Source organism: Massilia sp. X63 (assembly GCF_041023745.1).
In the GTDB taxonomy this organism is placed as follows: Bacteria; Pseudomonadota; Gammaproteobacteria; order Burkholderiales; family Burkholderiaceae_D; genus Telluria.
Window position 1 is genome coordinate 1 of the sequence record NZ_JBFTEF010000003.1, and the last position, 12,919, is coordinate 12,919.

Here is a 12,919-nt window from a genome sequence, read left to right on the forward strand (position 1 = left end):
GGCAGGTTCAGGGCCGGCAGTCTGGCAAACCACTTCTTGAACTGAGGCGCACGCATGCTCGTTTCCCGGTGGTGGAGACCGGTGTTCGACCATGAAACAGCTCAGCAGTTCAAACCTCATCCATAGCAAAGGATGACAGCGCCAAAAAGAACGCGCGGCAAGCCGCGCGTTCCCGGATGAAGGCGGCGCAGGGGAGCGCGCCGCCTTTCCTGAGCTTACCCTTGCATTACCAGCTCATCTTCACGTTGTAGGTGCCGGCGGTGCCGGTGCCGCCGCTGTAGTACACGACGCGCACGTAACGCGAGGAGGTGGTGGTGCCGGTGTTGGCCGAGCTTGCGCTGTCGACCGAGCCGGCGCCGTTCTCGCTGCGGCTGAGCAGGGTACCCGAGCTGTTGTAGATGTACAGGTCGTAGTCCGACGTGCTGTTCGGCGTCATCGTGGCGCTCAGGGTCTTGCCTGCCGGCAGATCGACGCGGAAGTAATCCGTATCGCTCGCGCTCGACATGATGGCGTTCACCGTGGTGCCGCTGGTCGAGATCAGGTTGGCGGACGCCAGGGTGTTGTTCGACTCGGTCTCGTTGATGGTCGGCGCGGTCGGGGTGGTGCCGCCGATCGCTGCGTTCACCGCCGCGGTCGCGTCCACGATGCCGGTACCGCAACCCGAGCAGGTCGCCGGGAAGGCGCGCGCGGTCGACTTCAGCATGCTTTCCACCTGGTCCGGGGTCAGGGTCGACTTGGCTGCGAACATCAGCGCAGCGGTGCCGGCCACGTGCGGGGTCGCCATCGAGGTGCCCTGGTAGCCGGCGTAGTTGTCCGAACCCGGCGAGCTGGTGCCCGAGTTCAGGGTCGAGATCACGCTGTAGCTGCCGTCGCCGCCCGGAGCGGCGACGTCGACCAGGGTGCCGTAGTTCGAGTACGAGGCACGGCCGCCGGTCTTGCCGGTTGCCGCCACGGCGATCACGCCCGAGCAGTTCGCCGGGCTGGCGTTGCTGACGTTCATGTTGTCGTTGCCGGCCGCCACGACCACGACGGCGCCGCGCGAACGGGCGCCGTTGATGGCGGTCTGGGTGGTGGCGTCGCAGGCGCCGGTGCCGCCCAGCGACAGGTTCAGCACCTTGGCCTTGTTGGCGTTGGCCGGGACGTTGGTCACGCTGCCGCCCGAGGTCCAGGTGATGGCGTCGGCGATGTCCGAGGTGTAGCCGCCGCACTTGCCCAGCACGCGGGCCGGGACGATCTTGGCGTTGTATGCCACGCCGGCCACGCCCAGGCTGTTGTTGGTCTTGGCGGCGATGGTGCCGGCCACGTGGGTGCCGTGCCAGCTCGAGCCCGAGGCCGGCGAACCGGTGCCGCACTCGCCCGCGGCGACCCAGTCGCCCGGATCGCTGGCATCGGTGTCGCGGCCGTTGCCGTCGTTGCCGATGGCGGCGGTGCTGATGAAATCATAGCCCTGCAGGATCTGGCCGCTCAGGTCGGCGTGCGGACGGTAGCCGGTGTCGATCACGGCCACGACCACCCCTAGGCCGGTCGACTTGTCCCAGGCGGTCGGCAGGCGCAGGCCGCCGGTGGCGTCGGTGTAGTGCCACTGCTGGGCATAGTACGGATCGTTCGCAGTCGCCATGTGGGTCATGATGCGGTCCGGCTCGGCGTATTCGATGTTGGGGTCGCGCGCCATCATTTCGGCTGCCAGCTTCTGCACCTCGTCGAGGTGCTTGCGGCCGTTCAGCTTGAACACGTGGGCGCCGGTCGAGATCGAATGGCTTTCGCTGACGGTCATGCCGAATTCCTGGCCTGCGCGGTCCAGCTTGGCCTTGCGGTCGGCGGTGACGGCGGCGGCGCGGGCCAGGCCCTTGGCTGCTGGCGCCGAGTCCTTGTACTTCACGATGATGCGGTCGGTTTCAACAACGAATTTCTGCCCGGCTGCGCCGGCCGTCGCCGCCACGAAGGCGAGCGAGAGTGCGGCACACATCTTCAACATTGCAGGATGAATCGAATGCGATTGCTTCATGTTTCTTCCTTGTTAGTGTTTTCCGTCAAGCGAGGACCCTCGCCTGTGTCATTGATTTCCGGTCATTGCCGGTGCCGTCTGAACGCGGCGAAAAGCAGCGTAATACGAAAGGAAGAGCGCGTGAGCGACAATTCGATACAATTTCGGCGTATTAACAACACTGCAGAAACGAACGGCTGCAGAAACATGTTTTCTTCGGCGAAACGTTAAAAGTGACAAATAAAGTATGACACAATTGTGTTGACATATCTCAAAAAGCTTTCCCTTTAGATAAGGTAAAGAAGCACATATTGCTGAGGCTTAAAGCAAAGAAAAAGGCCGCGCAATGCGCGGCCTTTTCATGGCTGGCAGGGCAGTTTAGAAGTTGCCCTTGAACTGCACACCCCACTGGCGCGGCTCGTTGGTGAAGCCGGTCAGGTTGTTGAAATCGATGGCGCCGGTGATGCGACGCTGGTCGAGCACGTTGCGGCCGAAGGCGGCCACTTCATACTTGCCGCCACCGAAGACGTAGCCCAGGCGCACGCCGCCTTCCGTCAGCGGGGCGCCGACGAATTCGGTCGCCTCGTACAGGAAGAAGTTGATCTTGCTGCGGTAGGACCAGTCGGTGAAGAAGTACAGTTCGCCGTCCGCGAACGGCACGCCGTAGCGGGCCGTCGCATTGACGCTCCAGCGCGGCGCCTGCGGCAGCGGATTGCCGTTGATGACGACGCGGCCGGCGGCGTTCAGCGGATCGGTCACGGTGCACTGTGCGCACTTGTTTACCGACAGGCTGGCGTCGCGGATCTGGGTGTAGTTGTAGCTCGCGCCGGCGCTCACGCGCAGGGCGGTCGTCACAGCCGCTTCGAAGTCGAACTCGGCGCCCTTGCCCTTGGTGCGGTCGGCATTGATCAGGCGGTTGACGTTCGAGTTACCGCCCACCACGGTCAGCTGCTGGTCCTTGACGGTGTAGTCGTACACCGAGAACGAGGTACGGGCGCGACGCTCGAACAGATCGGCCTTCAGGCCCAGCTCATAGGAGGTGATGGTTTCCGAATTGGCGACCGTGATCGGCACCGCGGCCGATGCTGCCGCGATACTCGGGGCGCGGAAGCCGGTGGCGACGCGGCCGTACAGGTTCACGTTCGGGCTCAGCTTGTAGGTTGCCGACAGGTCCCAGTTGAACTTGTCCTGGTCGGTGGACACCGAGCGCGGGCCGATCTGCGCCACGTTCTCGTTCACCAGGGTACGGAAGTTCTTCTCGTCGTAGGTGTAGCGCACGCCGCCGCGGACGGTCCAGTCCGGGCTCAGGGTGTAGTTCACCGAGGCGAACGCGGCCCAGGCTTCGTTCTTCTGGTTGCTCACCAGGCGCGAGGTGCGCGCGCCGGTAGCGCTGTTGAAGTTGTCGCTGCCGCCGATCGCGTCTTCGTCGAAGAAGTACAGGCCGGTCTGCCAGTTCAGCGGGCCGGCGTTCTGCGACTCCAGGCGGAATTCCTGGGTGTACTGGTCCAGGTTGCTGATGTAGCCGCCGGTCTCGACCTGGAACGGGATGAAGCCCGGGCCGGTCGGGGTGCCGCCGTCGATGTCGCCGCGGCTGTAGTAGTCGCTGACGTGCTCGTAGCCGGTCACAGAGAACAGGCGCATGCTGCCCAGGTCCCAGCTCAGGCGCAGGTTGGCGCCGTTGGTCTTGAGGCGCTGCCAGTTGTCGGCATTGGTGACGATCTTGTCCAGGTCGTAGCCCGGCACGATCTTGTTCGTGCCCTTCTGGATCAGGTTCGCGCGGAACAGGCGGGCGCTGCCGTTGGTATTGCGCTGGTGCAGGTTCAGCAGGGCATTGAAGCTGCTGTCCGGCTGGTACAGGAACTGGACGCGCTCGGCGTGTTCGTTGTAGCCGTCGAGTTCATTGCGCTTCTGGCTCATGGCCACGTCGGCGAAGTTGTCGACGTAGTCGTCGCGGTGCTGGCCGACGGCCGACACGCGCATCGCCCACTTGTCCGCCAGCGGCACGTTGACCGCGGCTTCGCCGTTCATCGTGTAGTGGGTGGCGGCCGAGACGTTGTAGTAGCCCTCGAACTTGCCCAGCTTCGGCTTCTCGGACTCGAACTTGACCACGCCGGCCGGGGTGTTGCGGCCGAACAGGGTACCCTGCGGGCCGCGCAGCACTTCGACGCTGGCCAGGTCGAAGATCGGGAAGCCCTTCAGGATCGGGTTTTCCTGCACCACGTCGTCGTACACCAGCGACACCGGCTGCGAAGCGAAGGTGTTGAAATCGGTGTTGCCGTAACCGCGGATGTAGAAGCGCGGGAAGGTACGGCCGTTGGAGGATTCGACGTTCAGGCTCGGCACCTTGCCGGCCAGCAGGCGGATGTCGTCGCCGCCGGACACCAGCACGTCGAGCTTGTCGCCCTTGAGCGCGGTGACGGACACCGGTACTTCGCGAATGTTTTCGGTGCGGCGCTGCGCAGTCACGGTCACGGTCTGCAGTTCCGGTGCTTCGTTGGCGGCGGCAGTCTGCGCCTGGACAGGCATGGCGGCCGACAGCGCCAGCGCGCCGCTCAGCGAACCGAGTACGTGCGTGTAGACGACGCGCTTGTGCATCTTGGACATCTTCATCATGGAGTATTTCCTGTGGATTGATAAAAGAACCGATGTCCCCGTTCTCTCTCTGCGTCGCCGTCCCATCTCGTGAATGCCGCGGCGCGGGCGGTATCTTCCGCCTCCGGCAAGCGCATCTTGTCGATGTCTTAAAGTTGCCGGTTTTATACGGCGCGTATTGTCGAGTATGAATACGTGAGCGTGCAAGAAGAAAAGAAAAAGCGGATTCTTCCTGCAACGTCTTTACAACACATCGGTTTCGATGACGATGGCGCGCAGGTCGTTGACATTGGTGCGGGTCGGGCCGGTGACGACCAGCTGGCCGAGGGCGCCGAAGAAGCCGTAGCCGTCGTTGTCGGCCAGGCGCGCGCGCGCATCCAGGCCCTGGGTGCGCGCGCGCCAGCGTGCCGGGCGCCAGCCAGGCGCCGGCATTGTCCTCGGTGCCGTCGATACCGTCGGTGTCGACCGCGATCGCATGCACGCCCGGCAGGCCATCGAGCGCGACGGCCAGGGCCAGCAGGAACTCGGCATTGCGTCCGCCCCTGCCCTGCCCGCGCACAGTGACGGTGGTCTCGCCGCCCGACAGGATGACGCAGGGCGCGGGCAGCGGCTGGCCATGCTGGACGACCTGGCGCGCGATGCCGGCGTGCACCAGCGCGACTTCCCGCGCTTCGCCTTCCATGCTCGAGGACAGGATCAGCGGCGCATAGCCTGCCGCGCGGGCGGCGGCGGCGGCGGCATCGAGCGCCTGCTGGGCGGTGACGATGACGCGGGTGTCGTTGCGCGCCAGGCGCTGGTCGCCCGGCAGCGGCGCCGCCAGTGCCGGATCGGCCAGCACCGCGCGCACCGCTTCGGACACGGGAATCCCGTATTTCTCGAGGATGGCGAGTGCGTCGGCGCCGCTGCTGCCGTCGGGCACGGTCGGCCCGGAAGCCACCACGGCCGGGTCGTCTCCCGGCACGTCCGACACCACCAGCGTCAGCACCCGCGCCGGATAGCAGGCCAGCGCCAGGCGCCCGCCCTTGATCGCGGACAGGTGGCGCCGTACCCGGTTGATCTCGCCGATCGGCGCCCCGCAGCGCAGCAGTTCCCGGTTCAGGGCGCGCTTTTCCTCGGACGTGATGCCGGGCGCGGGCAGCGGCAGCAGTGCCGAGCCGCCGCCGGACATCAGGCACAGCACCAGGTCGTCCGGTCCCAGGCCGGCGGCAAGCGCGAGCATGCGCCGGGCGGCTTCCTCGCCGGCGGCGTCCGGCATCGGATGGCCGGCTTCGACGACCTCGATGTGGCGGGTCGGCGCGCCGTGGCCGTAGCGCGTGACCACCAGCCCTGCGAGCGGGGCGCGCCAGTGGCGTTCGACCGCCTCGGCCATGCGCGCGGCCGCCTTGCCGGCGCCGAGCACCAGGGTGCGCCCCTTGGGCGGCGGCGGCAGGTGCCGCGCGATCAGGCGGTAGGGATCGGCGGCGGCCATGGCGGCGTCGAACAGGTGCTGCAGCAGCGGGTGGGCGGTGGGCATGACGGTTCTCATCGGGAGCGAAGCATGATATTTACACAAAAGCGCCGAGGCCGTGAAAAGCCGCCCTGCTACGCCGGTTTGGTTTTTTTTCAAAAACCCTTGCATACCTTGAATTCCAGCCTCTATAATTCGGGCCTCTTCGGACGCAATGACAAGCGTCAGACAGAAACCTCTGAATAGAGTATCGGGCGCTTAGCTCAGTTGGTAGAGCGGATCCCTTACAAGGATTAGGTCGGGAGTTCGAGCCTCTCAGCGCCCACCAGCTAGATCAGAGGTCGATCGAAGTAATGATCAGAGTAAACGGAGCGGTAGTTCAGTTGGTTAGAATACCGGCCTGTCACGCCGGGGGTCGCGGGTTCGAGCCCCGTCCGCTCCGCCAGCATCACCGAGAAGGGTCTGATTCGTCGGACCCTTTTCTTTTACCGACCAAACCGCCTGGAGCGGTCTGGTCGAAGCAGTTCCAGAATAACGGAGCGGTAGTTCAGTTGGTTAGAATACCGGCCTGTCACGCCGGGGGTCGCGGGTTCGAGCCCCGTCCGCTCCGCCAGCTATAAAGGAAGGGTCCGAGAAGTCGGACCCTTTTTCTTTTCTATCAGAGTGTTCGTCCCTGCGGAGTAATCCTCCCCAGTGGGGAGGATTACGACGGCCCGTGGGCTCGAAGGGATTCGCTTGCAAGCGAATCCGCGGCCCGCGGCACGTGGGCGAGCCCCGTCCGCTTTGCACAGCTCAAAAGAAAAGGGTCCGCCAAAGCGGACCCTTTTCTTTTGCACTCTAGCGTTTGCAGCCTCAAGCCCGCCGCTGCAGCCTCCCCACCTCCACCCGATCCCTCCCACCGCGCTTCGCCTCATACAAGGCATGATCCGCCCGCGCCAGCGCCATCCCCAGCGTCTCGTTCGGATCGAGCACCACCACCCCGACACTCACCGTCATCGTGTACGGCGTGCCGCTGGTGATCACGATCGCCTCGCGCACCGCCCGGCGCAGGCGTTCGGCGGCCGCAAGCGCGCCCGCCAGGTCGGTGCCCGGCAGGACCATCGCGAACTCTTCGCCGCCGAGCCGGCCGACGGCCTCGTGCGCGCGCAGGGTCTCGCGCACGGTGCGCGCGAACACAATCAGCGCCTCGTCGCCGGTGGCATGGCCGAAGCGGTCGTTGATCTGCTTGAAGTGGTCGATGTCCATCATCGCCAGCGCCAGCGGCTGGCGCTGGCGCAGCGCCGCCTGGCGCGCGTACTCGGCACGCTCGAGGAAGGCGTGGCGGTTCGGCAGGCCGGTCAGGCTGTCGACGGTGGCCAGGCGCGCCATCTCGGCATCGTCCTTTTCCTTGCACAGCAAGAGGAAGCCGAAGCCGTTGACGATCATCAGGAGGTAACCGGCTATATATGCGTATTCGTGGGCGGCGCGCTGGCCCAGCACGGTCTCGCTGCCCAGGAAGCTGGCGCCCCACAAGGCCACCGATACCGCGAACACGGCATCGTTCACGCCGATGATCCGCTGCAGCAGCGAGGCACGGCGCTTCGGGCGCAGCAGGATCCAGGCCATCGCCGCCGCGAACAGGGCAACCACCATCGCCACCAGCGCGTTCAGGTAGGCGACCTTGGTGCCGGCGCTGCCGGCCGCCAGCACGATGGCCAGCGCCAGCGCCGAGACCGGCAGCAGCACGCGTTGCCAGCGCGCGAAGCCGAAGAAGATGCAATACGCCGCCACCTCCAGCGACACTGCCAGGATCCAGCCCGCGCCCTCGATGCCGTTCAGGGAGGGCACCCCCAGGTAGGGACGGGACCAGCCCAGCAGCTGGCACAGGCCGATGCCGAAGCGCGCCCACATCCACAGGCGCAGCCCGGGGCTGGGCGCGGCGCCATGCGTGTAGCCGGCCATCAGCACGGCAAACGCAATGTTGCCGATGCCGAGCGCCAGCAGGAAGGAATGGATGTCGATCACGGCCTGTTCCCATCGGTGCCAAACGTGGCCACCTGCATCATCATGTGAAAAAGTTAACGACTATTGCCGCAAAGAATTATCTTACACGGTTTTCCCCACTCAGGATGCACAATTGAACAGCCGCGCGGGCAACATCGGCAAAGCGCAACATTCGTGCTATGACACTTCCGCGACACAGTTTTTAATGCATGAGGGCAGCTGATAGAGGATAATCATCCGACAACATACCAACGCACCATGTCGGAGCAATCGTGATTTTCGGTTTCCTCAAGCCGCCCAAGATGTCGCCGCGCCTGCACCGCCTGAAGAATTCATCGCTGTTCTCGGCACTGACACCCCTGGAACTGAAAATCGTCGACGGCCTCCTGCACGAACGGCGCTACCTTACCGATGAAATCGTCTTCGACGAAGGCGAGGAAGGCCAGGCGCTGTACCTGATCATGAGCGGCCGGGTAGTGATCAACAAGCTGCACCAGGGCAGCAACCAGGTAGTGGCCGAGCTCGAGCCGGGCAGCTTCTTCGGCGACCTGGCCCTGCTCGACAACTCCCCGCGCAATGCGCAGGCGCGCGCCGTCGAACCCTGCGAGATGGCGGTGTTCTTTCGCGCAGACTTCCTCGGGCTGCTCGAGACCGATGCCGTGATCGGCTACAAGATCTCGCTGGCGCTGGCGCGCCACATCGGCCTGCGCCTGCGCGAATGGATGGGTACCGGACGTCCCCAGCTCGAAGCGCTATGAACCGCAACGAGCGCGCCGGACCGGTCGTCTGGACCGGGATCATCGCGGCCACCTGCGTGCTGCTGCTGGTGGTGCAGCAGATGCTGTGGCTGGCCCTGCCCTTCATCTTCGGCGGGGTGCTGCACTACATCCTGGTGGGGCCGATGCAGCGCCTGGTGCGCGCCGGCTATACCCGCAATGCGGCCACGATGCTGGTCTGCCTGCTGTTCTTCGCCTTCCTCACGCTGGCCCTGACCGCCGCCTTCTCATGGAGCCGTGGGCCGGAAGAAGACTCGTGGGAAAAGACGATCGGCCTCTACCTCGACGGCGGGATCGCCTTCGTGCACAACACGACCGCCCTGCTCGAGAAGAAATTCCCGCTGCTGGCCGAAATGCGCCTGACCTCGACCGTCAACGCGATCTTCCGCGCCCACACCGACAACTTCGCCGAAAAGCACCTGGGCGAGATCCTGATGGCGCTCGCCACCTGGGTGCCCTCGCTGCTGCTGGCGCCCTTCCTCACCTTCTTCTTCCTGCGCGACGGCCTGCGCTTCAAGCGCTTCCTGGCGCGCGCGGTGCCCAACGCCTACTTCGAGCGCGCGCTCTACCTGCTGCACGAGGTGGACCAGACCGCGCGCCGCTACTTCGAAGGCCTGCTCAAGCTCACCGTGCTCGACACCGCGGTGCTGGCGCTCGGCCTGTGGACGATCGGCGTGTCCTCGCCGCTGCTGCTCGGGCTGATGTCGGCGGTGCTGGCCTGGGTGCCTTTCGTGGGCTCGGTCGTCGGCTGCGTGCTGGTGGTGATCGTCGCCTCGACCGACGCGCCCAGCAATCCCTTCATCGCCTACGGCGCGATCGGCGTGTTCGTGCTGGTGCGCCTGCTGGACGACTTCGTGTTCATGCCGCTGACGCTGGGGCGCAGCATCCGCGTGCATCCGCTGGTGACGGTCCTGATGATTTTCATTGGCGGCGCGCTGGCCGGGGTGGTGGGGCTGATGCTGGTGCTGCCGCTGCTGGGCGTGGTGATGGTGGTGGGCGAGACCCTGGGCCGGCTGGTGACCAATCCGCGCCTGCGCGCGCGGCACCGCTATGCGCGGGCGCTGCGCACGCGCCAGGCCAGCGTCGATCTCGATATCGCACGCGAGCGGCGCGGGGCGCCGACGCCGAACGCGGGCCTGTGACGAAAAAAAACCGGCGCTGGCGCGCCGGTTCGTTTAACGTTTATTGCTGCCGCCCGCCTTGGGCTTGGTCTTGATGGTCGCCAGGATCGACGGCTTGACCTTCGACGGCGGCGCCATGAACGGCGTGCTTGCCGGCTTGCGCTCGCCACCGCGGGCCGCGCGCTTCGGCGCCACCTCGATCGTGCGTCCCTTCGGCACGCCGCCCGGCACCCGCCGGTCTTCGCGCACCATCGAGGCGCCCTCGTCGGTCGCCGGAATCAAGTGGCGCTCGCCGTTGCCGATCAGGTCGCCCCGGCCCATGCGGCGCAGGCCTTCGCGGATCACCGGCCAGTTCTCCGGATCGTAGTAGCGCAGGAAGGCCTTGTGCAGCTTGCGGGTCTTGCCGCTCTTCGCGGTCTCGACGACTTCGGAATCCTCGGTCACCTTCGCCAGCGGGTTCTTGCCGGAGTGGTACATGGTAGTGGCCATCGCCATCGGCGTCGGCGTGAAGGTCTGCACCTGGTCGAGTTTAAAATTGTTCTTCTTCAGCCACAGGGCCAGGTTCAGCATGTCCTCGTCGGTCGAACCCGGATGCGCTGCGATGAAGTACGGGATCAGGTACTGCTTCTTGCCGGCTTCGATCGAGTACTTGTCGAACAGGCGCTTGAACTCGTCGTAGGCGCCGATGCCCGGCTTCATCATCTTCGACAGCGTGCCCTGCTCGGTGTGCTCCGGCGCGATCTTCAGCAGGCCGCCCACGTGGTGGGTGACCAGTTCCTTCACATACTCGGGCGAACGCACGGCCAGGTCGTAGCGCAGGCCGGAACCGATCAGGATCTTCTTGATGCCGGGGATGGCGCGCGCCTTGCGGTACAAAGAGATTAATTTGCTGTGGTCGGTGCCCAGGTTGCTGCAGATGGTCGGGTACACGCAGGACAGGCGGCGGCAGGACTCTTCGATCTTCTTGTCCTTGCAGGCCAGGCGGTACATGTTGGCGGTAGGCCCACCCAGGTCGGTGATGGTGCCGGCAAAATTCTTGGTCGTGTCGCGGATCAGTTCGATCTCGCGCAGGATCGAGGGTTCCGAGCGGCTCTGGATGATGCGGCCTTCGTGCTCGGTGATCGAGCAGAAGGTGCAGCCGCCAAAGCAGCCGCGCATGATATTCACCGAATAGCGGATCATTTCCCAGGCCGGGATGTGGGCCTTGCCGTAGCTCGGGTGCGGTGCGCGCGCGTACGGCAGGTCGTAGACGTTGTCCATCTCGTCCATGGCCAGCGGCAGCGGCGGCGGGTTCAGCCAGACGTCGCGGTCGCCGTGCGCCTGCACCAAGGCGCGCGCATTGCCCGGGTTCGACTCGAGGTGGAACACGCGCGAGGCGTGCGCGTACATCACCGGGTCGGTTCTGACCGTTTCAAAAGACGGCAGGCGCACCACGGTTTTTCGCGCTTTTTCGCGCGCGGCGGCCTGGCGTTCTTCGCGGGTCATGATGATGACCGGCTTCGCCACGGGTTCCGGCGCGGCGTTGTCGAGCGCGCACTGCTTCGGATCTTCCAGCGCCATCGCATACGGGTTCGGCTGCTTGTCGATGCGGCCGGGCACGTCCACGCGGGTGGAGTTGTGCACGGTCCACTCGTCGTCCGGCAGCCAGCCCTGCGGCACCAGGAAGGCGGTGCCGCGCAGGTCGCGGATGTTCTTGATGTTCTCGCCGGCGGCGATGCGGCGGGTGACGTCGACCAGCGCACGTTCGGCGTTGCCGAAGATGAGCAGGTCGGCCTTCGACTCGAACAGCACCGAGCGGCGCACCTTGTCCGACCAGTAGTCGTAGTGGGCGATGCGGCGCAGCGAGGCCTCGATGCTGCCGGCGATCACCGGCACGCCCGGGAAGGCTTCGCGGGCGCGCTGGCAGTACACGGTGACGGCACGGTCCGGGCGCTTGTTCGGCTCGGCGTTCGGGGTGTAGGCGTCGTCGGAACGGATCTTGCGGTCGGCCGTGTAGCGGTTGACCATCGAGTCCATGTTGCCGGCGGTAATGCCCCAGTACAAATTCGGCTTGCCGAGCGCGCGGAAGGGCTCGACCGAGGTCCAGTCCGGCTGGCTGATGATGCCGACGCGGTAGCCCTGCGCTTCCAGCAGGCGGCCGACCAGCGCCATCCCGAAGCTCGGGTGGTCGATGTAGGCGTCGCCGGTGATCAGGATGATGTCGCACGAATCCCACCCGAGCTTGTCCATTTCGGCACGGGACATCGGGAGGAAAGGCGCGGCGGGGGCGCGGCTGGAGCGCTTCGGGACGCTCGAGAAAAGGTTCTGGGGGGCGTTCATTGGGCGGTATTGTACCGGAAAACCGTTTTCCAGTCGCCCTACCGCCCCAAAAATGGCTTACTTATCAATGACTTGCTGATCAGTTGTGGCTTAGACGCCCATGTTGGCGAGGATGTTGCCGAGCTGGCGCAGGCCGGCCGACATGGTCGGGTGATTCGCATCGAAGCGCGCCGCCAGTTCCTGGGTGCGCGAGGACAGCCCGTAGGTGTTCAGGTCGAGCTCGCTCTCGGCCTGGCGCGCCAGGGCCCGGTCGATGTCGCCATCGAGCTGGCGCAGCAGGGTTTCCAGTTCCGGATCGACGTTGTCGGTTTCCTGCAGCTGGCGGTGCAGGGCTTTCAGCTGCGCCTTCAGGTTCGCTTCGCGCTCGTTCAGGTGTTCGTTTTCGTTCGGCATGTCGCTCTCGTTAATTGGTGAAGCGGGTCTCGAGGTACAGCGCCTCGACCTGCTCGCGCGCCCAGGGGGTGCGGCGCAAAAACTTCAGGCTCGACTTGATGCTCGGATCTTTCTGAAAACAATTAATGTCGATCCGGCGGCCGAGCCCCTCCCAGCCGTAATGCTCGACGAGGCGGGTTAACAGGGATTCTAAGGTAATACCGTGGAGGGATTGAACACTCATCGCTTGGGCTTGTAAAAGGGATGAGGGGCAGTTTAGCAAACTTGGCGTCGACGGCGACAATGCCGGCCGCATTGCACGGCC

The 12,919-nt window shown here is 65.2% G+C and carries 8 protein-coding genes, 3 tRNA genes and 1 pseudogene; 5 read left to right on the forward strand and 7 right to left on the reverse strand.

Annotation, left to right across the window (positions count from 1 at the left end; genetic code table 11):
• Positions 1-226: 226 nt before the first annotated feature.
• From AB3347_RS07070 to AB3347_RS07080, 3 genes and pseudogenes are all read right to left on the reverse strand, one after another.
• Positions 227-2,005 (reverse strand): S8 family peptidase, encoded by a 1,779-nt coding sequence (locus AB3347_RS07070; RefSeq protein WP_369091088.1) that lies wholly within the window; start codon positions 2,003-2,005, stop codon positions 227-229.
• A 357-nt stretch (positions 2,006-2,362) separates the two neighbouring features.
• Positions 2,363-4,597, reverse strand: coding sequence for a TonB-dependent receptor (locus AB3347_RS07075; protein ID WP_369091089.1), 2,235 nt, complete (start codon positions 4,595-4,597; stop codon positions 2,363-2,365).
• 222 nt (positions 4,598-4,819) lie between these two features.
• Positions 4,820-6,089 (reverse strand): annotated as a pseudogene (locus AB3347_RS07080) (glycerate kinase).
• A 186-nt stretch (positions 6,090-6,275) separates the two neighbouring features.
• Here AB3347_RS07080 and AB3347_RS07085 point away from each other — a divergent pair.
• The 3 genes from AB3347_RS07085 (at position 6,276) to AB3347_RS07095 (ending at position 6,636) form a co-directional block, all read left to right on the forward strand.
• A tRNA-Val gene (locus AB3347_RS07085) sits at positions 6,276-6,351 on the forward strand.
• Positions 6,352-6,391: 40 nt separating this feature from the next.
• A tRNA-Asp gene (locus tag AB3347_RS07090) sits at positions 6,392-6,468 on the forward strand.
• A gap of 91 nt (positions 6,469-6,559) precedes the next feature.
• Positions 6,560-6,636, forward strand: a tRNA-Asp gene (locus AB3347_RS07095).
• Positions 6,637-6,875: 239 nt separating this feature from the next.
• Here AB3347_RS07095 and AB3347_RS07100 read toward each other — a convergent pair.
• Complete coding sequence (locus tag AB3347_RS07100; protein WP_369091090.1) at positions 6,876-8,027, reverse strand: GGDEF domain-containing protein; 1,152 nt, start codon at positions 8,025-8,027, stop codon at positions 6,876-6,878.
• Positions 8,028-8,278: 251 nt separating this feature from the next.
• Here AB3347_RS07100 and AB3347_RS07105 point away from each other — a divergent pair, with 251 nt between their 5' ends.
• Both AB3347_RS07105 and AB3347_RS07110 read left to right on the forward strand, forming a co-directional pair.
• Positions 8,279-8,764 carry a cyclic nucleotide-binding domain-containing protein gene (locus AB3347_RS07105; protein WP_369091091.1) on the forward strand — a complete coding sequence of 162 codons (486 nt, stop codon included), beginning with the start codon at positions 8,279-8,281 and terminating at the stop codon, positions 8,762-8,764.
• Positions 8,761-9,924, forward strand: a complete 1,164-nt coding sequence (locus AB3347_RS07110) for an AI-2E family transporter (RefSeq protein WP_369091092.1) — start codon at positions 8,761-8,763, stop codon at positions 9,922-9,924. The genes AB3347_RS07105 and AB3347_RS07110 overlap by 4 nt, the downstream gene beginning before the upstream one ends.
• Before the next feature lie 33 nt (positions 9,925-9,957).
• Here AB3347_RS07110 and AB3347_RS07115 read toward each other — a convergent pair whose 3' ends face one another.
• From AB3347_RS07115 to AB3347_RS07125, 3 genes are all read right to left on the reverse strand, one after another.
• Positions 9,958-12,222: a YgiQ family radical SAM protein gene (locus AB3347_RS07115; RefSeq protein WP_369091093.1), complete on the reverse strand. Its 2,265-nt coding sequence runs from the start codon at positions 12,220-12,222 to the stop codon at positions 9,958-9,960.
• Between the two features lie 90 nt (positions 12,223-12,312).
• A complete protein-coding gene (locus tag AB3347_RS07120; protein ID WP_369091094.1) occupies positions 12,313-12,615 on the reverse strand; it encodes a DUF4404 family protein in 303 nt (100 codons plus the stop codon).
• Between the two features lie 10 nt (positions 12,616-12,625).
• A complete protein-coding gene (locus AB3347_RS07125; RefSeq protein WP_027866485.1) occupies positions 12,626-12,838 on the reverse strand; it encodes a VF530 family DNA-binding protein in 213 nt (70 codons plus the stop codon).
• Between the last annotated feature and the right edge of the window lie 81 nt (positions 12,839-12,919).